20 protein-coding genes and 1 pseudogene are annotated in these 20,740 nt (G+C 69.3%); 15 read left to right on the top strand and 6 right to left on the bottom strand.

What is annotated here, in order from left to right; genetic code table 11:
- The first annotated feature begins 207 nt into the window (after window positions 1–207).
- The 6 genes from LGM56_RS09750 (at window position 208) to LGM56_RS09725 (ending at window position 7,899) form a co-directional block, all read left to right on the top strand.
- A complete protein-coding gene (locus LGM56_RS09750; protein ID WP_089494116.1) occupies window positions 208–873 on the top strand; it encodes a paraquat-inducible protein A in 666 nt (221 codons plus the stop codon).
- Window positions 870–1,499: a paraquat-inducible protein A gene (locus tag LGM56_RS09745; RefSeq protein ID WP_089439255.1), complete on the top strand. Its 630-nt coding sequence runs from the start codon at window positions 870–872 to the stop codon at window positions 1,497–1,499. Before LGM56_RS09750 ends, LGM56_RS09745 begins: the two co-directional genes overlap by 4 nt.
- A complete protein-coding gene (locus LGM56_RS09740; RefSeq protein ID WP_226204367.1) occupies window positions 1,492–3,111 on the top strand; it encodes an intermembrane transport protein PqiB in 1,620 nt (539 codons plus the stop codon). Before LGM56_RS09745 ends, LGM56_RS09740 begins: the two co-directional genes overlap by 8 nt.
- Window positions 3,108–3,836: a membrane integrity-associated transporter subunit PqiC gene (locus LGM56_RS09735; RefSeq protein ID WP_226204365.1), complete on the top strand. Its 729-nt coding sequence runs from the start codon at window positions 3,108–3,110 to the stop codon at window positions 3,834–3,836. The genes LGM56_RS09740 and LGM56_RS09735 overlap by 4 nt, the downstream gene beginning before the upstream one ends.
- Before the next feature lie 471 nt (window positions 3,837–4,307).
- Window positions 4,308–6,431, top strand: coding sequence for a site-specific recombinase (locus LGM56_RS09730; protein WP_226204363.1), 2,124 nt, complete (start codon window positions 4,308–4,310; stop codon window positions 6,429–6,431).
- Between the two features lie 166 nt (window positions 6,432–6,597).
- Window positions 6,598–7,899, top strand: a complete 1,302-nt coding sequence (locus LGM56_RS09725; RefSeq protein WP_089444955.1) for a THUMP domain-containing class I SAM-dependent RNA methyltransferase — start codon at window positions 6,598–6,600, stop codon at window positions 7,897–7,899.
- Between the two features lie 96 nt (window positions 7,900–7,995).
- On the opposite strand, the gene LGM56_RS09720 is transcribed toward LGM56_RS09725, so the two are convergent.
- Together LGM56_RS09720 and LGM56_RS09715 are read right to left on the bottom strand one after the other, a co-directional pair.
- Window positions 7,996–8,460 carry an SRPBCC family protein gene (locus tag LGM56_RS09720; protein ID WP_089494112.1) on the bottom strand — a complete coding sequence of 155 codons (465 nt, stop codon included), beginning with the start codon at window positions 8,458–8,460 and terminating at the stop codon, window positions 7,996–7,998.
- Window positions 8,453–8,785: an ArsR/SmtB family transcription factor gene (locus LGM56_RS09715; RefSeq protein ID WP_089424519.1), complete on the bottom strand. Its 333-nt coding sequence runs from the start codon at window positions 8,783–8,785 to the stop codon at window positions 8,453–8,455. The genes LGM56_RS09720 and LGM56_RS09715 overlap by 8 nt, the downstream gene beginning before the upstream one ends.
- A gap of 173 nt (window positions 8,786–8,958) precedes the next feature.
- Here LGM56_RS09715 and LGM56_RS09710 point away from each other — a divergent pair, with 173 nt between their 5' ends.
- Both LGM56_RS09710 and LGM56_RS09705 read left to right on the top strand, forming a co-directional pair.
- Entirely contained in the window at window positions 8,959–9,363 is a 405-nt protein-coding gene (locus tag LGM56_RS09710) for a VOC family protein (protein WP_089494111.1), read from the top strand.
- 73 nt (window positions 9,364–9,436) lie between these two features.
- Window positions 9,437–10,123, top strand: coding sequence for a helix-turn-helix transcriptional regulator (locus LGM56_RS09705; RefSeq protein ID WP_089494110.1), 687 nt, complete (start codon window positions 9,437–9,439; stop codon window positions 10,121–10,123).
- 78 nt (window positions 10,124–10,201) lie between these two features.
- Here LGM56_RS09705 and LGM56_RS09700 read toward each other — a convergent pair whose 3' ends face one another.
- Complete coding sequence (locus tag LGM56_RS09700; protein ID WP_174946276.1) at window positions 10,202–11,125, bottom strand: carbon-nitrogen hydrolase family protein; 924 nt, start codon at window positions 11,123–11,125, stop codon at window positions 10,202–10,204.
- A gap of 80 nt (window positions 11,126–11,205) precedes the next feature.
- On the opposite strand from LGM56_RS09700, the gene LGM56_RS09695 reads away from it, so the two are divergent.
- Complete coding sequence (locus LGM56_RS09695; RefSeq protein WP_226204361.1) at window positions 11,206–12,126, top strand: LysR family transcriptional regulator; 921 nt, start codon at window positions 11,206–11,208, stop codon at window positions 12,124–12,126.
- Here LGM56_RS09695 and LGM56_RS09690 read toward each other — a convergent pair.
- A pseudogene (locus LGM56_RS09690) lies at window positions 12,117–12,272 on the bottom strand (NAD(P)(+) transhydrogenase (Re/Si-specific) subunit beta); the annotation flags it as partial. The gene LGM56_RS09695 and the pseudogene LGM56_RS09690 overlap by 10 nt on opposite strands.
- 106 nt (window positions 12,273–12,378) lie before the next feature.
- On the opposite strand from LGM56_RS09690, the gene LGM56_RS09685 reads away from it, so the two are divergent.
- Window positions 12,379–12,888, top strand: coding sequence for an NUDIX hydrolase (locus tag LGM56_RS09685; RefSeq protein ID WP_226204359.1), 510 nt, complete (start codon window positions 12,379–12,381; stop codon window positions 12,886–12,888).
- A complete protein-coding gene (gene mnmA / locus LGM56_RS09680; protein WP_089494107.1) occupies window positions 12,885–14,033 on the top strand; it encodes a tRNA 2-thiouridine(34) synthase MnmA in 1,149 nt (382 codons plus the stop codon). Before LGM56_RS09685 ends, mnmA begins: the two co-directional genes overlap by 4 nt.
- 62 nt (window positions 14,034–14,095) lie before the next feature.
- On the opposite strand, the gene LGM56_RS09675 is transcribed toward mnmA, so the two are convergent.
- Entirely contained in the window at window positions 14,096–14,470 is a 375-nt protein-coding gene (locus LGM56_RS09675; RefSeq protein ID WP_226204347.1) for a winged helix-turn-helix transcriptional regulator, read from the bottom strand.
- 74 nt (window positions 14,471–14,544) lie between these two features.
- Here LGM56_RS09675 and LGM56_RS09670 point away from each other — a divergent pair, with 74 nt between their 5' ends.
- Together LGM56_RS09670 and LGM56_RS09665 are read left to right on the top strand one after the other, a co-directional pair.
- Complete coding sequence (locus LGM56_RS09670) at window positions 14,545–15,315, top strand: NAD(P)H-dependent oxidoreductase (protein WP_089494106.1); 771 nt, start codon at window positions 14,545–14,547, stop codon at window positions 15,313–15,315.
- 190 nt (window positions 15,316–15,505) lie between these two features.
- The gene (locus LGM56_RS09665; protein ID WP_089494105.1) at window positions 15,506–17,125 is read left to right on the top strand and encodes an FMN-binding glutamate synthase family protein; all 1,620 of its coding nucleotides are present in this window, start codon (window positions 15,506–15,508) and stop codon (window positions 17,123–17,125) included.
- A gap of 112 nt (window positions 17,126–17,237) precedes the next feature.
- Here the strand turns inward: LGM56_RS09665 and LGM56_RS09660 are convergent, their stop codons facing one another.
- Window positions 17,238–17,852, bottom strand: coding sequence for a glutathione S-transferase family protein (locus tag LGM56_RS09660; RefSeq protein ID WP_089455593.1), 615 nt, complete (start codon window positions 17,850–17,852; stop codon window positions 17,238–17,240).
- Window positions 17,853–18,036: 184 nt separating this feature from the next.
- Here LGM56_RS09660 and LGM56_RS09655 point away from each other — a divergent pair, with 184 nt between their 5' ends.
- Window positions 18,037–19,422, top strand: a complete 1,386-nt coding sequence (locus LGM56_RS09655) for an aminopeptidase P N-terminal domain-containing protein (protein ID WP_226204345.1) — start codon at window positions 18,037–18,039, stop codon at window positions 19,420–19,422.
- A 40-nt stretch (window positions 19,423–19,462) separates the two neighbouring features.
- Entirely contained in the window at window positions 19,463–20,650 is a 1,188-nt protein-coding gene (locus LGM56_RS09650; protein ID WP_226204343.1) for a UbiH/UbiF/VisC/COQ6 family ubiquinone biosynthesis hydroxylase, read from the top strand.
- Window positions 20,651–20,740: the final 90 nt, after the last annotated feature.

Raw genomic sequence — 20,740 nt, 5'->3', positions numbered from 1 at the left:
TGTCAAGGGCGCCATGCTACCGCAACCTTTTGACGCGCGCGGACTCTGAAGACAGGCCCGCCAGCCGGCTGACAGCTTCCTGTCATGTTACCGATCGGTCACCGAACCCGCGATCGTCGACACGCCGAAAAAGGCCTTTTGGTAAGATTGGCGCGGGTTCCGGCCCCGTCGACGCGTCTCCCCAGCCGTCGCACCACTGCCTTTTCCATGCAACGAAACGACCTGATTGCCTGCCACGAGTGCGACGCACTGTTGCACAAACCGCGCCTGAGCGGACGTGAAATCGCGCGCTGCCCGCGCTGCGATGCGCTGCTCTATCGCAACAGCACCGCGCAGATCGAGCGGATCTGCGCGCTCGCGCTCGCGGCGCTGATCACGTTCTCGATCGCGCAGGCGTTCCCGATCCTCGAAATGGACGTGAACGGCAACCGCGTGCAGACCACGCTGATCGGCGCGATCGATTCGCTGTGGCACCAGGACATGGCGATCGTCGGCGTGATGGTGTTCTGCTCGACCGTGCTGTTCCCGCTCGTCGAGATGGCCGCGCTGCTGTACCTGCTGCTGCCGATCCGGCGCGGCGTCGTACCGCCCGGCTTCAACCTGGTGCTGCGCGCGATCGAGCTCGTGCGGCCGTGGGGCATGATCGAGGTGTTCATGCTCGGCATCCTCGTCACGATCGTGAAGATGGTGAGTCTTGCAAGAGTCGTTCCCGAGGCCGCGCTGTTCGCGTTCGCCGCGCTCACGCTGATGATCGCCGTCGTGCTGATGTTCGATCCGCGCACGCTGTGGGACATCGCCGACGACCTGCGCGCCGGCCGCTCGCCCGGACAGCCCGACGATGCCGCCCCGCTGCCGGAAGCCGCCCGCCGATGACGATCCCGACCGCCGCCCGCGAGGGCTATGCCAGCTGCCACGCATGCGGCCTCGTGCAGACGCTCGACCATCCGCACGCACACTGCGCGCGCTGCGGCAGCGCGCTGCATTTCCGCACGCCGAACAGCGTGATGCGCACGTGGGCGCTGCTGCTCGCCGCCGCGATCCTCTACATTCCCGCGAACCTGCTGCCGATCATGCGCACCGCGTCGATCGTCGGCTCGCAGGAAGACACGATCATGAGCGGCGTGATCTATTTCTGGGTCTCGGGCGACTGGCCGCTTGCCGTCGTCGTGTTCGTCGCGAGCATCCTCGTGCCGATGCTCAAGCTCGGCGTGCTGCTGATCCTCGTGATCAGCGCGCAGCGCCGCGCCGCCTGGCGGCCGCTGCAACGCACGCGCCTGTTCCGGATCGTCGAACGCATCGGCCGCTGGTCGATGCTCGACATCTTCGTCGTGACGCTGACCGTCGCGCTCGTCCATTTTCGTTCGCTCGCCATCATCACGGCCGGCCCCGGCGCGCTCGCGTTCGGCTCCGTCGTGATCCTGACGATGCTCGCATCGATGCAGTTCGATCCCCGCCTGATCTGGGATCCAGTCGAAACCTCAGGGAATCACCATGAATAGTCCACAAGGCCCGCAGCACGACGCGCCCCGGCCGCCCGATCCGACGATCTCGACGAAAAGCGGCTGGCTGCCGTCGCTCGTCTGGCTCGTGCCGCTGATCGCCGCGCTGATCGGCATCGGCCTCGTGATCAAGTCCGTGCGCGAACGCGGCCCGGAAATCACGATCAGCTTCCACAGCGCCGAAGGGCTCGAGCCCGGCAAGACCCAGGTCAAGTACAAGGACGTCGAGATCGGCATGGTCAAGACGATCAAGCTGTCGAAGGACCTGTCGCGCGTGCTCGTCCAGGTGCAGCTCAAGAAGGAAGCGGAGGATTTCGCGGTCAAGGGCTCGCGCTTCTGGATCGTGCGGCCGCGCGTCGGCGCGACCGGCGTGTCGGGGCTCGGCACGCTGCTGTCGGGTGCGTACATCGGCGTGGACGCCGGGCGCTCGGAGGATACGCTGACCGACTTCACCGGCCTCGAGTCACCGCCCGCCGTCACGGGCGACCAGAAAGGCACGCAGTACGTGCTGCGCGGCGATTCGCTCGGCTCGGTCGACATCGGCTCGCCGGTCTACTACCGCCGCGTGCAGGTCGGCCAGGTGGTCGGCTTCTCGCTCGACAAGGACGGCACCGGCGTCACGTTCAACGTGTTCGTCAATGCGCCGTACGACCAGTACGTCGGCGTGAATTCGCGCTGGTGGCAGGCAAGCGGCGTGGACCTGCGGCTCGACTCGAGCGGCCTGAAGCTGAACACGCAGTCGCTCGCGACGGTGATCCTCGGCGGCATCGCGTTCCAGACGCCGCCGAACCAGGGCTCCGGCGCGACGGCGCCGAACAACACGACGTTCCGCCTCGCGTCCGACGAGGGCGACGCGATGCGCGACCCGGACGGCCAGCCGCTGCAGGTCGTGATGAACTTCAACCAGTCGCTGCGCGGGCTCGCGGTCGGCGCGACGGTCGACTTCCGCGGCATCGTGCTCGGCGAAGTGACGAACATCGGCATCGACTTCGATCCGAAGACGAAGAACTTCCTGATGCCGGTGACGATCAACGTGTATCCGGAACGCCTCGGCCGCCGCTTCCGCGAAACGATCGAGAGCAAGGGCGAACCGGCCCGCCGCGAGATCGTCGAGCGGCTCGTCCAGCACGGGCTGCGCGGCCAGCTGCGCACCGGCAACCTGCTGACGAGCCAGCTGTACGTCGCGCTCGACTTCTTCCCGAAGGCGCCGGCCGTGAAGATCGACACGACGCGCCAGCCGCTCGAGCTGCCGACCGTGCCGAACACGCTCGACGAGCTGCAGCTGCAGGTCGCCGACATCGCGAAGAAGCTCGACAAGGTGCCGTTCGACCAGATCGGCGCGAACCTGAACAGCGCGCTCGCGAACGCCGACAAGCTGTTCAAGCAGCTCGACACGCAGGTCGCGCCGGAAGCGCGCGACACGCTGTCGGCCGCGAAGCAGACCTTCTCGACCGCCGAAGCGACGCTGCAGCAGGATTCGCCGCTGCAGTCCGACGTGCGCGGCGCGCTGAAGGAGCTCACGCGCACGCTGCAATCGCTGAACGCGCTCGCCGACTATCTGGAGCGCCACCCCGAATCGCTGCTCAAGGGCAAGCCAGGAGATAAACAATGACGACCACACGCGTGAACGGTTTCGCGAGCGGCGCGGCGGCGGCTGTCGCCGCCCTCGCGCTCGCCGCGTGCAGCTCGCCGCCCGCGCGGTTCTACACGCTCAGCCCCGCCGATGCCGCGGCGCCGCTGCGCACCGCGCCGGCCAACCCGGCGTTCCTGATCGAGGTGCCGGCCGTCGGCGTGCCCGAGCAGGTCGCGAAGAACCAGCTGGTCGTGCAGAAGAACGCCGCGCAGGTCGACGTGCTCGAGCAGGAACGCTGGGCGTCGCCGCCCGCCGACGAGATCCGCCGCGCACTGTCGGACGATCTCGCCGCGCAGCTCGGCACGATCGACGTCGCGAATTCCGCGACCCCGCCCGGCGTGCCGGTGTACCGGATCAGCGTGAACGTGCAGCGCTTCGAGTCGTGGCCCGGCAAACGCGCGGCGGTCGACGCCGTATGGAGCGTGCGCTCGCTCGCCACGCAGGCCGTGATGACCTGCCGCACGAGCGTCGCGGAGCCGGTCGCCGACGGCTACGACGCGCTCGTCGCCGGCCACCGGCGCGCGCTCGACGTGATTGCCACGCAAGCCGCGGCCGGCGTGCGCGCGATGGCCGCGCGCCGCGGCGCCGCAACTGCCACGGCGCCCGCTGCCGGCAGCAAGACGGCCGCCCCGCCGGTCGTGCCGTGCCCGGCCAACCCGACCTCCGGCGGCGACGCCGGCGCGACGGGCAAGTCCGGCGCCTGAGCGGGCGGGGCGCTGGCGAGCTCGACGGCGTGCTCGCCAGCGCGGGTTCGGGCGGCGTGACCGGGATCGTCGACGACGCGCTGGCCGCCGTCGGCGTTGCGGCGCCGCCCGCCTCCCGTCACGCTCATCGGCCAAACGGCCTCTTTGCATTGTTTGTCAAAGTCGGCCGGAACCGGCGCCATGCGATACGGTCGGCTTGCGTTTTCCGGCCCGATTGACGATCCTACGCACTTTCCGGCTCGCGCCGTTCGTCGTGCGCGCCAGCCAGCGGCGCCGGGCCGTGTTCGGCCCGACCGCCGTGCCTCCCGGCGCCTGCACGCGATCGGTTTGCACCGCAGCGGGGCAGCCGCATCGCGGGTCGCCGCGCATCGTCCGGCAACCGGCCCCGTCTCACCCGTTCTCCCCGGCGCCGCGCCGTTTCCCCGGCCGGCATCCCGAACCCGCCCGCCGAGGGCTTTCGTTATTCCGTTTATGTTTCGTTCCCTGACGACCCTGATCAAGAAGTGGCGCGCGTCGCGCAATGCCGGTCACCAGCTCGATGCGCTGCTCGCGCACGCCGACGCCGATGCGTCGTACGCCGAGCGCAGCGAATGGCTGATCGAGCTCGCGCACTGGCTGCGCCGCACCGGCACGATGCAGGCCGCGCTCGACGCGCCGGCCGATCGCGACGCCGATGCGCGCGCGTATCCGGCCCATGCGCGGTTGCGCTACCTGTTCCACGTGCTCGATCGCAATCCCGCGTGGAAAACCCACGCCGCGCGCATCCTGCGCGGCATCCTGCGCGAGTGCGACGGCATCTCGCTCCTGTGCGACGCCGGCATGCCCGTGCACTCGGGCTTCTTCGGCGCGCTGTTCGAGCGGATCGACGCGTCGCTGATCCCGCCCGCGCCGAACCGCCGCGAGTTGTCCGCGCTGTTCACGCTGATGTTCCCGACGCCGGAAGACGCGCAATGGATCGACGCGCTGCCCGACGATCTCCTCACGCGCCTCGCCGAGCTGATCTCGTTCGACGTCACCGACGAAGAGCGCCATGAGCCGGGCTCGTTCTCGCGCGACCTGCTGGCCGCGCTGCACAACCTGACCTGCCAGATCAGCTCGACCGGCCTGTCGCAGACGGTGCGCAGCCGGCTCTCCGACGACGATGCGCGCAAGCCGCTCGAAACGCAGCCGTTCTACCGCCTCACGCGCGCGATGCTCGCGGTCGAGACCGCGCACGCGGCCGTCGAGGACGGCGGCGACCCGAGCAAATTGCTGCACGAGGTGAACTACCTGCGCGTGCTGCTCGACGAATGCCGGATCGCGGTCGACGACGTGTTCTCGCACCTGTACCGCAACGGCGTGTCGGTCGACATCGTGTTCCAGGTCGAACGGATGCGCATGCGCATCGTGCGCGCCGAGATGCTGCTGAACGCGTGGATGGCGCGCGACGACCTGCACGGCATGGCGCACCTGACGGCCGAGCTCGTCGACGCGAACCACAACAGCCAGAGCGTGTCGCACCTCGTGCGCAGCAACTTCTCGCTGTTCGCGCGCAAGCTCGTCGAGACCAACGCGGACACCGGCGAGCACTACATCTCGCGCGGCCGCGCCGAGTACCTGAAGATGCTGCGGATGGCCGCGGGCGGCGGCCTCGTCACGGTCGTGACCGTGTGCGTGAAGTTCGCGATCACGGGCGCGCACCTGCAGTCGATGCTCGAAGGGCTGCTCGCGGGCGTCAACTACGCGGCCAGCTTCATGCTGATGCACTTCCTGCACTTCACGCTCGCGACCAAGCAGCCCGCGATGACCGCGCCGACCCTCGCGCGCGAGCTCGACGACACCGGCCACGAGGAAGGCGTGAAGGCGTTCGTCGCGTCGGTGATCGCGCTGATCCGCACGCAGGCCGCCGCGATTTCCGGCAACGTACTCGTCGTGCTGCCCGTGTGCCTGCTGGTGCAGCTGTTCGCGGGCAACGTGATGCACGCGAACCTGATCTCGCCGGAGAAGGCGCACGCGACCCTGCACTCGTTCTCGCTGCTCGGCCCGACGCCGCTCTACGCGGCGCTGACCGGCGTGCTGCTGTGGGCGTCGAGCCTGCTCGCGGGCTGGGCCGACAACTGGTTCGTGCTGCACCGGGTCGGCGACGCGCTCACGTACAACCGCCGGCTGCGCCTCACGCTCGGTCAGGCCGGTGCCGCGAAGCTCGCGCACTTCTGCCGGTCGAACGTGGCCGGCGTGGTCGCGAACGTCGGGCTCGGCCTGATGCTCGGCCTCGTTCCGGCGATCGTCACCGTGTTCATGTTCCCGTTCGAGGTGCGGCACGTGACGCTGTCGGCCGGCTCGATCGGCATCGCGCTCGGCGTGCTGGGCAAGGACACGCTCGGCACGCCCGAGCTGTGGTGGGCCGGCGCCGGCGTGCTCAGCATGGCAATCCTCAACGTGCTCGTGAGCTTCGCGCTCGCGTTCACGATGGCCGTGCGCTCGCGCAGCCTGCGCCGGACCAAGGTGCGCGCGCTCGTCGCCGCGATCGTCCGCACGGTGCTGTCGAATCCGCTCGCGCTGTTCTGGCCGGGCAGCAGCCCAGCCGCGCGCGCCGGCCAGCCGGGCTCGCACTGAGCCCGCGGCGGCATGGCGGTGCCCGTCCGGGCGCCGCCGCGCGGCCTGCCGGCACGCCTGCGCGGCGCCCCCGGCCCGCGCCGCGGCACCGAAAGGCGACGCAACGCCGGCCCCGGCCGCCCGCGCCGCGTACAATAGTGGACTTTTGCACGTCCTCACCCGCCTTATGTCCTCGCCCACCCTGTACGAATTCTTCGCCCCCTGCCCGCGCGGCCTCGAAGCGGCGCTTGCCGCCGAGCTGGCCGAAATCGCCGGCCGCCACCTGAACGGCGCGCCGTTCACCGCGGGCGCGCAGGTGCCGGGCGGCGTCCACTTCAGCGGCGGCTGGGCCGCCGGCATGGCCGCGAACCTCCATTCGCGGATCGCGAGCCGGATCCTGCTGAAGATCGCACACGGCCCGTACCGCAACGAACAGGACGTCTACGCGCTCGCGCTCGAGCAGCCGTGGGAACGCTGGTTCGCGTCGACGCAAACACTGCGCATCGACATCACCGCGATCAAGTCGCCGCTGAAAAGCCTCGAATTCACGACGCTGCGCGTGAAGGATGCGATCTGCGACCGGATGCGCGAGAAAACCGGCTCGCGCCCGAGCATCGACACCGGTGCGCCGGACGTGCGCGTATTCGCGTTCCTGACCGTCAACGAGTGCACGCTGTATCTCGACACGTCGGGCGAGCCGCTGTTCAAGCGCGGCTGGCGTCTCGACAAGGGCGCGGCGCCGCTGCGCGAGAACCTCGCGGCCGGCATCCTGCGCCTGACGGGCTGGACGCCCGGCACGGCGCTGTACGACCCGATGTGCGGCAGCGGCACGTTCCTCGCGGAAGCCGCGCAGATCGCACTCGGCGTGGCGCCGGGCGTCGAGCGCCGGTTCGGCTTCGAGAAGCTCAAGCAGTACGACATCACCGCGTGGCAGGGGCTGAAGGTCCCGGCGCTGGACGCGAAGCGCGCGGCGCGCGGCAAACGCGGCGAAGCGCTCGGCGTGTACGGCAGCGACATCTCCGGCGACATGCTCGAGAAGGCGCGCGCGAACCTCGAGCGTGCGGGCGTGCCGTCGGTATGGCTCAAGCAGGTCGACGCGCGCGGAATGACGCCGCCGTGCGACGGCCCGGGCATCATCCTCGCGAACCCGCCGTACGGCGAGCGGATCGAGGTGCGCGGCCGCAGCGCGCGCGGCGAGGTGCGCGAGACGGGCCGCAACCGCGGCAACGACGACGCCTTCCGCCGCACCCACACCGACGCCCCCGACAGCGAGTTCTTCAACGCGCTCGGCGATGCGCTGAAGCAGCGCTTCACGGGCTGGCAGGCGTTCCTGCTCACATCCGACCGTTCGCTGCCGGGCCAGCTGCGGCTGCGCGAATCGGCGAAGACGCCGCTGTTCAACGGCGCGCTCGAATGCCGGCTGTTCCGCTTCGACCTGATCGCCGGCAGCGTGAAGGCGCGCCCGGCCACGCCGGAAGGTGACGCGTAACCTGCATCATGACCGCCAAGGGGCCGCCGGTGCGGCCCCGCTACGGCAACCGGAACGCCGCCGTTACCGCACCCGCGGCAGCGGCGGCGTTTCGTTTCAGTGCTTCGAGCACGCCCAGCGCCCCATCGTGAACGGCAGTGCCTGCCCCGTCTCGAGCAGCGTCTTGAGGCTCGACAGCACGACCGGCCATCCGCCGCGAATCCCGCGATCCATCTCCGAACCCGGCACCAGCCCGTCGTGCGTGACCGTCAGCTTTACGACGCCCTCGTGCGGCTCGACGAGATAGGTCACGCGCGACACCTCCCCCTCGCCTGACGGCGTGCGCCACGTGACGACCAGCCGGTGCGGCGGATCGTTTTCGACCACTTCGCCGACGATGTCGACCCGCGACGGATCGTCGTAGTCCTGATGTTCCCAGCGCGAGCCCGGCCGCCAGTCGGGCGACGCGTTGCGGTGCCGCACCCAGTAGTCCTTCGTCAGCTCGGCGTTGGTGAGCGCATCGAACACACGCTCGGGCGTCGATGCAATGAACGTCACGTACACAAAGGCGGGATTACTCATCGTTGTCTCCAGATTCGCCGGCCGCTTCCAGCCCGCGCTTGAGGTCCGCCAGCGCCTGCAGCCGCTGACGCTCGAACTTGCCGATCCAGCGTTCCGCGATGTCGTGGATCGGCACCGGATTCAGGTAATGCAGCTTCTCCCGGCCGCGCCACGTCGTCGCGACGAGATTCGCGGCCTCGAGCAGCGCGAGATGCTTGCTCACCGCCTGCCGGCTCATCGCGAGCCCGTCGCACAGCTCGGACAGGGTCTGCCCGCTTTTCGCGTGCAGCAAATCGAGCAACTGGCGGCGCGTGGCGTCGGCCAGCGCCTTGAAAACGAGATCCATGCCACTCCCGGGTCAATGGCCTTATTATGCAACCAATCAGTTGCATGTCAAGGGTGACAACTCTACTGACAATACGGTGTCAGCAGGCCGCGATCACACTGCAATCCCGGCGCAATGCAACGCTGGTTTCCGCACCGAACCCGAACAACAAACAACGCAACAAGGAGCTCGTCATGACGTCCGCAACTGCCACCGCCACCGTGGAACGCGCGATCGCGTGGTTCGACATTCCGTCCCTCGATTTCGACCGGGCGATCCGCTTCTACGAAACCGTGCTGCAGACGACGCTGCAGCGCGCAGTCATCGGCGGCGTGCCGATGGCCACGTTCGACCGCGACGCATCGAGCACGGGCGGCAGCATCGTGTTCGATCCGCAGCAAATGAAGCCGAGCGCGAATGGCGTGCTCGTCTACCTGAACGCCGGCGAATCGGTCGTCGCGGCGCTCGACCGCGCGAAGCGCGCGGGCGGCGTCGTGCAGGGCTCGGTCGTCGAGCTGCCGAACAACTACGGCTACGTCGGCTACCTGATCGACACCGAAGGCAACCGCGTCGGCCTGCACGCGCCGAAATGCCACTGAACGCGGCGGCCGTCGGGCCCGCGCGGCGCTATCATCGCGGAGTCCCCACTGCCGCTGGATTCGAGGTGCCGTCATGACGCGCCGTGCCGACCGCCTGTTCCAGATCGCCGAGCTGCTGCGCGGCCGTCGTCTCACGACCGCGCAGCAACTGGCCGACTGGCTGTCGGTGTCGCCGCGCACCGTCTATCGCGACGTGCGCGACCTGCAACTGTCAGGGGTGCCGATCGAAGGCGAAGCCGGCATTGGCTACCGGCTGAACCGCAACGCCAGCCTGCCGCCGCTCACGTTCACGGCCGAGGAGCTGGCGGCGCTCGCCACCGGCGCACGCATGCTCGAAACCTGGGGCGGTGCGCGCTTCGCGAGCGGCGCGCGCTCGGCGCTCGCGAAGATCGCGTCGGCGATGCCGGCCGACAAGCGCACGGCGCTCGACCGCCTGCCGGTGTTCGCGCCGTCGTTCCACATCGACGAGACGTTTTGCGCGAAAGTCGACGCGATCCACCAGGCCATCGACACGCGCCACGTCGTCAGCTTCGACTACCGCGACCGGCTCGGCGCGCATTCGCAACGCCGCGTGTGGCCGCTCGGGCTCGTCTACTGGGGCGGGCGCTGGACGATCGGCGCGTGGTGCGAGCTGCGCGACGATTTCCGCACCTTCGACATCGCGCGGATGGGCGACATCACCGTGCACGAGCAGTTTCCGGACATGGAAGGGCGGCGGATCGCCGACTACATGCGGATCGCGGAAGCGCCGATGCGCTGACGCGGCACGACGGCGGGTGCGATGCGCGCCGCCGCCGTTCATCTTCCGGGCCACCGTGCAGCGCCCGGCCGCCCCGCCCTACCCGCCGAACACCACCGTCCGCTTCGGCCGCTCGTCGACGTGCAGCGAGAACACGTCGGGCCGCGCGTAATGCCCGACCACGTCGAAGTCGTAGCGCGCCCGCACGAGTTCGTCGGTATCGATGCGCGCGGTCACGAGCCCGGCTTCGCCGATCAGCGGCTCCGTCAGCAGGTCGCCGAGCGGCCCGACGATCACGCTGCCGCCGCGAATCAGCGGCCGCTCCGGATCCCAGCCCGGCACGTCGATGCCGAGCGCGCGCGGCGAAGGCTGCACCTGGCACGCGCTGACGACGAAACAGCGCCCTTCGTGCGCGATGTGCCGCATCGAGCTCTGCCAGACGTCGCGCTCGTCGACGGTCGGCGCGCACCAGATCTGCACGCCCTTCGCGTACATCGCGCAACGCAGCAGCGGCATGTGGTTCTCCCAGCAGATCGCGGCGCCCGCGCGGCCCGCGGCCGTGTCGACGACGGGCAGCGTCGAGCCGTCGCCCTGCCCCCAGATCAGCCGCTCGGTGCCGGTCGGCATCAGCTTGCGGTGCTTCGCGACGAGCCCGTCGCGCGGATCGAAGAACAGCACCGTGCAGTACAGCGTGCTGCCGCCGCGCTCGATCACGCCGACCACGAGGCTCGCGCCCGTGCGCTGCGACAGCGCGGCCAGCTCGTCGGTTTCCGGCCCCGGCACGTCGATCGCCTGCGCGGCGTAGCGCGCATACGCGTCGCGGCCTTCGGGCAGCCGGTAGCCGAGCCGCGTGCCGAAAATCTCGCCTTTCGGATAGCCGCCGAGCACGGCCTCGGGCAGCACGACGAGCGACGCGCCGCTGTCGCGGATCGCGGTTTCGTAGCCGAGGATCGTGTCGAGCGTGGCGCGCGTGCCGGCGGGCGATGCGCCGATCTGCAGCGCGGCGATGACTGACGTGGACATGAGGGCGTCTCCGGTGAATGAGGTAACGCCATCTTTATCGATATGATGTCATCGATCAAATCGATAGAACGATAAGTGTCATGAATGCAGATGATATCGCCAGCCTCGACCTGAACCTGCTGAAGGTGTTCGAGGCGCTGTACGAGGAAGGCGGCGCGAGCCGCGCGGCGTTGCGGCTCGGCCTCACGCAGTCGGCGGTGAGCGCGGCGCTCGCGCGGCTGCGCGGGATCTATGCCGATCCGCTGTTCGTGCGCACCGGCCGCGGACTCGCGCCGACGCCGCGCGCGGACGAACTGAAGCCGATCCTGTCCGACGCGCTCGACCGTTGCCGCGAAAGCCTCGCGATCGCGGCCGACGGCGGCGACCGCATCGGCCGCACGATCTCGATCGGGCTGTCGGACGACTTCGAGATCGCGCTCGGCCGCGCGCTGATCGACGCCGTCGCACGGGAAGCCGCCGGCATCCGGCTGATCTTCCGGCAGACGCACAGCGGCATCGCCGGCGACGCGCTGCTGCGACACGGCGTCGACCTTGCGATCACGTCGGGCGGCTTCTCGGCGAACGGGCTCAGCCGGCGCGCGATCGCGACGGGCGGCTATGCGTGCCTGATCGATCCGGCCGCCCGTGAGCGGCCACCGCGCACGCTGACGCTCGCCGATTTCCTGCGGCGCGACCACCTGCTCGTATCGTCGGGCGGCGTGATCGGGATCGTCGACGAGGCGCTGGCCACGCTCGGCCACAAGCGGCGCGTCGCGGCGTCGACCACGCATTTCGCCGCGTTGCCGTACCTGCTCGCCGGTTCCGACGCCGTCGCGACGATTCCCGCGCACGCGGCGCGCGCGATCGCGCAATCCACCCCGCTGCGCGCGCTCGCCTGCCCGGTCGACTTGCCGCACTACCCAGTCGAAATCGGCTGGCGCACGAGCACGCAGCGCGACCCGGCGATCGTGCGCGTACGCGACACGATCGCCGCGTGCGTCGCCCATCTCGTCGCGCCATGATCGCCGCCGAAGCCGCCGAGGATCACGTTGTAGAGCGAGCGGTGCATCGCGTGGCACACGATGGACGACAGGATCGCGCCCGACGAACCGACGACGGGGCCTGCGATGATCGGCGTCGCGTTGTTCAGCGAGAGGCCGATGCCGGCCCGTCCGGTGTCGTCGCGTATCGGCAACCCAGACGAATTGAAAGGGTCTGATTCGTTTAGCGCAGCGACCGGCAGCGTTCGGGCGCAACCGGTAAAATGCCGAACCATGAAACCCGAAATCTGGACCCCGCATGTGACGGTCGCCGCGCTCGTCGAGCACGCCGGCCGCTTTCTCATGATCGAGGAAGAAACCTCGTCGGGCCTGCGCATCAACCAGCCGGCAGGCCATCTCGAAGCCGGCGAAACGCTGGCCGACGCCGTGATCCGAGAAACGCTCGAGGAAACCGCGCACCCGTTCACGCCCGACGCGCTCGTCGGCGTCTACCTCGCGCACTACGACCGTCCCGGCACCGCCGGCGCAACCTACCTGCGCTTCACGTTCTGCGGCGCGGCCAGCGAGCCGATCGCGGGCCACGCGCTCGACGACGGCATCGTCCGCACGCTGTGGATGACCGCCGACGAACTGCGCGCGTGCGGCGAGCGCCATCGCTCGCCCGCGGTGATGCGCTGCGTCGACGATTACCTCGCCGGGCGGCGCATTCCGCTCGATTTCGTGCACACGCATTCGGTCGCGCCGCGCCCCGAAGCATTCGAACGTCAGGTGGTCAACAAATGAGCAAGCGCCGTGTAGTGGTGGGCATGTCGGGCGGCGTCGATTCGTCGGTGACCGCGTGGCTGCTGAAGGAACAGGGTTACGACGTGGTCGGCCTGTTCATGAAGAACTGGGAAGACGACGACGACGGCGAATACTGCTCGACGCGCCAGGACTGGATCGACGTCGTGTCGGTGGCCGACCTGATCGGCATCGACGTGGAAGCCGTCAACTTCGCGGCCGAATACAAGGATCGCGTGTTCGCCGAGTTCCTGCGCGAATACTCGGCCGGCCGCACGCCGAATCCCGACGTGCTGTGCAACGCCGAGATCAAGTTCAAGGCGTTCCTCGATCACGCGATGTCGCTCGACGCGGAAATGATCGCGACCGGCCACTATGCGCGCGTGCGCGAGCGTGACGGGCGTTTCGAACTGCTGAAGGCCTTCGATCATACGAAAGACCAGTCGTACTTCCTGCACCGGCTGAACCAGGCGCAGCTGTCGAAGACGATGTTCCCGCTCGGCGAGATCCCGAAGACGAAGGTGCGCGAGATCGCCGCGCAGATCGGGCTGCCGAACGCGAAGAAGAAGGATTCGACCGGCATCTGCTTCATCGGCGAACGGCCGTTCCGCGATTTCCTGAACCGCTATCTGCCGACCAAACCGGGCCCGATGAAGACGCCGGACGGCAAGGTCGTCGGCGAGCATATCGGCCTCGCGTTCTACACGTTCGGCCAGCGCAAGGGCATCGGCCTCGGCGGCAGCAAGACCGGCAACGGCGATCCGTGGTTCGTCGCCGCGAAGGACATCGCGTCGAACACGCTGTACGTCGTGCAGGGCCACGATCATCCGTGGCTGCTGGCGCGCGAGCTGGTCGCGGGCAACGTGAGCTGGGTCGCCGGCGAACCGCCGGCCGAAGGTTTCGCGTGCGGTGCGAAGACGCGCTACCGGCAGGCCGACGCGGCGTGCGCATTCGGTGCCGCCACGCCCGGCCCGGCTGGCGAGGCGCGCTTCTCGCTTGCGTTCGACGACGCGCAGTGGGCCGTCACGCCCGGCCAGTCGGCCGTGCTGTACGACGGCGAGATCTGCCTCGGCGGCGGGATCATCGAATCCGCGCTGTCCGGCAACACGCAGGCGAACGAAGCACCGGCCCTCGCACTCGCCCGCTGACGCGCTGCCGCGCTGCCGCCGGCGCCGCGCAAGCGGGGGCCGACCGGACGCGGCCGCGCCGTTCACCGCATGTTCCGCACCGACGCGTCGTAGCGCTCGCGCGCCGCGTCCAGCTCGGGAAAATGGCGCTCGGCCCAGCGGTCGAGCGCCACGAGCGTCTCCACGAGCGACCCCGCCACCGCCGTCAACCGGTACTCGACGTGTGCGCGCCGCGCGGCCACCGCGATGCGTTCGATCAGCCCGTTGCGCTCCAGCTCGCGCAGCGTCTGCGTCAACACCTTCTGGGAAATGCCGCCGATACGCCGCAGCAGTTCGCCGTTACGCAGCGGCCGCTCCGCCAGCGCGGGCAGGATCAGCAGCGACCACTTGCCGGCGACCAGCGCGAGCGCATCGCGCGCCGAGCAGTCCGCCGCGTAGACGTCGCCGGGAAATGCCATGGTTACCTCCGGGTGCGTGATTGCGCGGCCCCACCGCCGCCGGCCATCATCGTCGCACACTCCCGGAGCCCGCCATGCATGCGCTGATCGTCGTTGCCCATCCCGAACCGCAGTCGTTCAACGCCACCCTCGCCGGCGCGGCGGCCGACGCCTGGCGCGCCGGCGGCCACGCCGCGACGGTCGCGAACCTGTACGCAGACGCGTTCGACCCGTGCGAAGCGCCGCACCATTACGCAGACCGGCTCGACACCGCCCGCTTCGACACGCAGCGCGAGCAGCGCCATCACTGGGAACGCGGCACGCTCGCGCCCGAGATCGCGCATCACGTCGGCCTGCTGAAGCAAGCCGATGCGCTGATCCTGCAGTTCCCGCTGTGGTGGTTCGGCGCGCCCGCGATCCTGAAGGGCTGGATGGATCGCGTATTCGTCTACGGCGGCCTTTACAGCAGCCGGCAGCGCCACGATCGCGGCGTGCTGCAAGGGCGGCGCGCGTTGCTGAGCGTCACGACCGGCTCGTCGGCCACCGCCTGCGCGCCCGATGGCCGTGAAGGCGATACCCGCCTGCTGCTGTGGCCGATCATGTACGCGCTGCGCTACGTCGGCTTCGACGTGCTCGAACCGCACCTGATCCACGACGTCCGCGGCGGCCTGGCGGCCGATGCCGCGCAGCGGCAGGACGCGCGCCTCGCACGCTGCCTCGCCGACTACCGCGCGCGGCTGCGCGACTGGCCCGCGTGGCCGCGCGTGCCGTTCAACCGCGACGAGGACTTCGACGACGACGCCAGGCTAAAGCCCGGCACCCCGGCGTACAGCCCGTTCATCCGCCCGGCCGAGGCCGGCCGGTAGCCGCCGGCTCGGCAACGCGAGCTTCACGACACCCGTAGTAGACTCTCGACCATCGTGGGCACCGGCGGCGGCGGGTACGGCACGGGCAGCATGCCCGCCGGGCCTGCGCGATGCCTCGGGCGCCGACCTGCCGGCCGCCGCGCGATCCAGGCGACGTGACGGCCATCCAGACAATTACGATGGAGTCCCCATGTTTTCCCGACGCTATATCGCGATGTGGTGCGCGGTCCTGCTGTTCGTGGCCGTCGCGGCGCTCGCCGCCCGGCACACGATCGCGTGGCTGTGGCTCGTGATCCCGGCCGCGCTCGTCGCACTCGGCCTGTACGACCTGAAGCAGGACCGCCACGCGATCCTGCGCAACTACCCGCTCTGGGGCCACTTCCGCTTCCTGTTCGAATTCATCAGACCTGAAATCCGCCAGTATTTCGTCGAGGACGACACCGACGAGAAGCCGTTCTCGCGCGCGCAGCGCAGCCTCGTCTACCAGCGCGCGAAGAACGTCGCCGACAACCGCCCGTACGGCACCGAGCTCAACGTGAAGGCCGTCGCGCACGAATGGATCAGCCACTCGCTCGCGCCGACGAAGCTGCCGAACCACGATTTCCGCATCCGCGTCGGCGCGAACCGCGCGCAACCGTACGACATTTCGATCTTCAACATCTCGGCGATGAGCTTCGGCTCGCTGTCCGCGAACGCGATCCGCTCGCTGAACCTCGGCGCGAAGAAAGGCGGATTCGCGCACGACACCGGCGAAGGCTCGCTGTCGAAGTACCACCGCGAAAACGGCGGCGACATCATCTGGGAAATCGCGTCCGGCTACTTCGGCTGCCGTAACGACGACGGCACCTTCAACCCCGACAAGTTCGCGAAGCAGGCCGCCGATCCGCAGGTCAAGATGATCGAGGTGAAGCTGTCGCAGGGCGCGAAGCCCGGCCACGGCGGCGTGCTGCCGGCCGCGAAGATCACGCCGGAAATCGCCGAGACGCGCGGCGTGCCGATGGGCAAGGACTGCATCTCGCCCGCGACGCATTCGGAGTTCTCGACGCCGCGCGGGCTGCTCGAATTCGTCGAACGGCTGCGCACGCTGTCGGGCGGCAAGCCGACCGGCTTCAAGCTGTGCATCGGCCATCCGTGGGAATTCTTCGGGATCGCGAAGGCGATGCTTGAAACCGGCATCGTGCCGGACTTCATCGTCGTCGACGGCGCGGAAGGCGGCACGGGCGCGGCGCCGCTCGAATTCACCGACCACGTCGGCGTACCGCTGCAGGAAGGGCTGCTGCTCGTGCACAACACGCTCGTCGGGATCGGCGTGCGCGATCGCGTGAAGCTCGGCGCGAGCGGCAAGATCATCACCGCGTTCGACATCGCGCGTACGCTCGCGATCGGCGCGGACTGGGTGAACTCGGCGCGCGGCTTCATGTTCGCGGTCGGCTGTATCCAGGCGCAGCACTGCCACACCGATCGCTGCCCGACCGGCGTCGCGACCCAGGACCCGGTGCGCCAGCGCGCGCTCGTCGTGCCCGACAAGGCCGAGCGCGTGTACAACTTCCACCGCAACACGCTGCATGCGTTGCAGGAACTCGTGCAGGCGGCCGGCCTCGCGCACCCGTCCGAGCTGCGCGCGCATCACATCGTGCAGCGGGTCGCGCCGCATGAAGTGCGGCTGATGTCGCAGTTGCTGAAGTACCTGAAGCCCGGCGCGCTGCTCGACGGCAACACCTGCGGCTTTACGCTGTACGACAAGTGGTGGCCGATTGCGCGCAGCGATTCGTTCACGCTCGGCGAAGCCGTGTACGCGTCGATCGAATGACGCGGGCCACCGCCCCCGCCGCGGGGCGGCGCGGCAAAAAGAAAAGCGCCCCGCGGGGCGCTTTTCTTTTGTCTGCCGAATGCGTGAAACGCGTGAATGCGTCGCGTGCGGCTCAGTTCTGCGGCAGCGTGTCGGCGAACGACGGCCGCTGCAGCAGCTTCGCGAAGTGCTTGTCGAGGTTCGGGTGGCGATCGCGCCAGTTGAGCTCGGGCATCCGGAAGTCGAGATAGCCGAGCGCGCAGCCGAGTGCGATGTCGGCGAGCGTGTAATGATTACCGACGCACCACGTCTTGCCGCCGAGGCCCTGCGACATCGCGACGAGGCCGTCGTCGATCTTGCGTTGCTGGCGCGCGATCCAGCTCGCGCTGCGCTGCGCCTCGTCACGCATCGTATGTTCGACGCGAATCGTCACCGCCGCGTCGATCACGCCGTCGCCCAGCGCTTCCCAGCACCGCACCTCGAGGCGCTCGCGGCCCGACGGCGGAATCAGCTTGCCGACCGGCGAAAGCGTATCGACGTATTCGCAGATCACGCGGGAATCGAACACCGCGGCACCATCCTCCATCACGAGGCACGGGACCTTGCCGAGCGGATTCGAGGCATGAATATCCGTCTCCGGCGCCCACACGTTCTCGAGCTCCAGCTTGTAGTCGATCTTCTTTTCAGCCAGCACGATCCGCGCCTTGCGGACGTACGGGCTGCTGAGCGAACCGATTAATTTCATCATCTGCCTTTTTAAGGGAACCGCCGAGAGTATACGTTGTCGCCGATCATAACCGGCCAGCGTCGCGCGACAGAAAATCGCCCGGACGGCCTGTGGATGGTTTGCAACAACCGCCGCGCGGGCCTTCCAGGGCGGCTTCCCGCCCCCTCTCTCACGCACGGCGTCCCGCGGCGCTACAATCGCACGAATGAACGCGCCCCTCGATACCGCCATCGCCGTCGACGTCTACCGCCAGCGCCGTGAACGCGTGCTTGCCGCACTGCGTGCCGCCGGCGGCGGCGTCGCCATCGTCCCCACCGCGCCCGAAGTGCCGCGCAATCGCGATACGGACTATCCGTACCGGTTCGACAGCTACTTCCACTACCTGACGGGCTTCAGCGAGCCGGATGCCGTGCTCGTGCTGAACGCGGCCGCGCCGCACGGCGGGCCGGAGTCGATCCTGTTCTGCCGCGCCAAGAACGCCGACCGCGAGATCTGGGAAGGCTTCCATTACGGGCCCGAAGCCGCGCGCGATGCGTTCGGCTTCGACGCGGCGTTCGCGGTCGACGTGATCGATACCGAGATGCCGCGCCTGCTCGCCGACGCGGGCACCGTGCACTACCGGTTCGGCGCATCGGCCGACTTCGAGCGCCGGCTCGCGGGCTGGCTCGACGCGGTGCGCGCGCTGGCGCGCACGGGCGTCGCTGCACCGGACGCGCTGCTCGACCTCACGCCGCTGCTCGACGACATGCGGCTCGTGAAGGACGAGCACGAGCTCGCGATCATGATGCGCGCCGCGCACATCTCCGCCCTTGCGCACCGCCGCGCGATGCAGGCGTGCCGCCCCGGTATCCGCGAATACGAACTCGAAGCCGAATTGTTGTATGTGTTCCGCAAGCACGGCGCGCAGTCGCCCGCGTACGGCTCAATCGTCGCGGCCGGCGCGAACGCGTGCGTGCTGCACTACCCGGCCGGCAACGCGGCCGCGCAAGATGGCGACCTGATCCTGATCGACGCCGCGTGCGAACTCGACGGCTACGCGTCGGACATCACGCGCACGTTCCCGGCCAACGGGCGCTTCTCGCCCGCGCAGCGCACGCTGTACGACATCGTGCTCGCCGCGCAGCAGGCCGCGATCGACGCGACGCGCGCCGGCGTGCCGTTCGAGGCGCCGCACGACGCCGCCGTGCGCGTGCTCGCGCAGGGGCTGCTCGACACCGGTATCCTCCCGAAAACGCGCTTCTCGAACCTCGACGACGTGATCGCCGAGCGCGCCTACGCACGCTTCTACATGCATCGCACCGGCCACTGGATCGGCATGGACGTGCACGATTGCGGCGACTACCGCGAGCGGCTCGCCGAGCGTGACGGCAACGGCGCGCTGCCGTGGCGCACGCTGAAAGCCGGCATGACGCTGACGATCGAGCCCGGCCTGTACGTGCGCGCCGCCGACGACGTGCCGCCCGAGTACTGGAACATCGGCATCCGCATCGAGGACGACGCGATCGTGCGCGAGCACGGCTGCGAGCTGATCACGCGCGGCGTGCCCGTCGCGGCGGACGAGATCGAAGCGCTGATGCGCGCGGGCGCATGACCGGCTGCCGCCGACCGTTACCTCCGTTTCACGAATCAAGATGACGACCGCCTCCTCCCCGGCCACGCCGGACTACGATCTCGCCATCGTCGGCGCGGGCCCCGTCGGGCTCGCGCTCGCCGGCTGGCTCGCGCGCCGCAGCGCCACGCAGCACGCATCGATCGCACTGATCGATGCACGCGAACCGGCCGCCAGCGCGAACGATCCTCGCGCGATCGCCGTGTCGCACGGCAGCCGCGTGCTGCTCGATACGCTCGCGTGGCCCGCCGACGCGACGCCGATTGAACATATCCACGTGTCGCAGCGCGGCCATTTCGGCCGCACGCTGATCGACCGCGACGAGCACGACGTCGCCGCGCTCGGCTACGTCGTACGCTACGGCTCGCTCGTGCAGGCGCTCGCGGGCGCCGTGCGCGGCACGCGCGTCGACTGGCTCACGTCGACCACCGCGCGCGCGCCGCAGCAGGATGCCGACGGCGTCACGCTGACGCTCGACGGCCCGCAGGGCGAGCGCACGCTGCGCGCACGCGTCGTCATCAATGCCGAAGGCGGGCTGTTCCACGAACAGCAGGCCGACGCCGGCAAACATCGTCGCGACTACGGGCAGACCGCGATCGTCGGCACGGTCACGGTATCGGCGCCGCGCCCGAACGTCGCGTGGGAACGCTTCACGCACGAAGGCCCGCTCGCGCTGCTGCCGCTCGGCGGGCCGCGCCAGGCCGAGTACGCGCTCGTCTGGTGCTGCACGCCCGACGAAGCGGCGCGGCGCGCCGCGCTGCCCGACGATGCGTTCCTGCGCGAGCTCGGCAGCGCATTCGGCGAACGCATGGGCGACTTCGTCGCGATCGCGGGCCGCGCCTCGTTCCCGCTCGGCCTGACCGCCGCGCAAACGCTCGTCAACGGCCGCGTCGCGATCGTCGGCAATGCCGCGCAGACCCTGCACCCCGTCGCGGGCCAGGGGCTCAATCTCGGGCTGCGCGATGCGCATACGCTCGTCGATACGCTGTCCGCGCAAGGCTTCGAGGCCACCGCGCTCGCCACCTTCAACGCGCGCCGCGCACTCGACCGGCGCTTCACGATCGGCGCGACCGACACGCTGGCGCGCCTGTTCACGATCGACTCGGGCCCGCTCCCGCTGCTGCGCGGTGCGGCGCTCACCGCGCTCGAGTTCGTACCGCCGCTCAAGAAGGTGATCGCGCGACAGATGATGTTCGGCCAGCGCAACTGACCCGCGGCGCGCACAGTCGCGCCGCTCAAACCGGGTCAAATCGGCGGGGCATGGGAATACGGTAAAATGCGCGTTTCCGTCTGCCCTTTC

The organism is Burkholderia sp. AU38729 (assembly GCF_020419725.1).
Lineage (GTDB): Bacteria > Pseudomonadota > Gammaproteobacteria > Burkholderiales > Burkholderiaceae > Burkholderia.
Note: the sequence above shows the minus strand (reverse complement) of the source record. Positions and strands in the feature narration are given on the sequence as shown.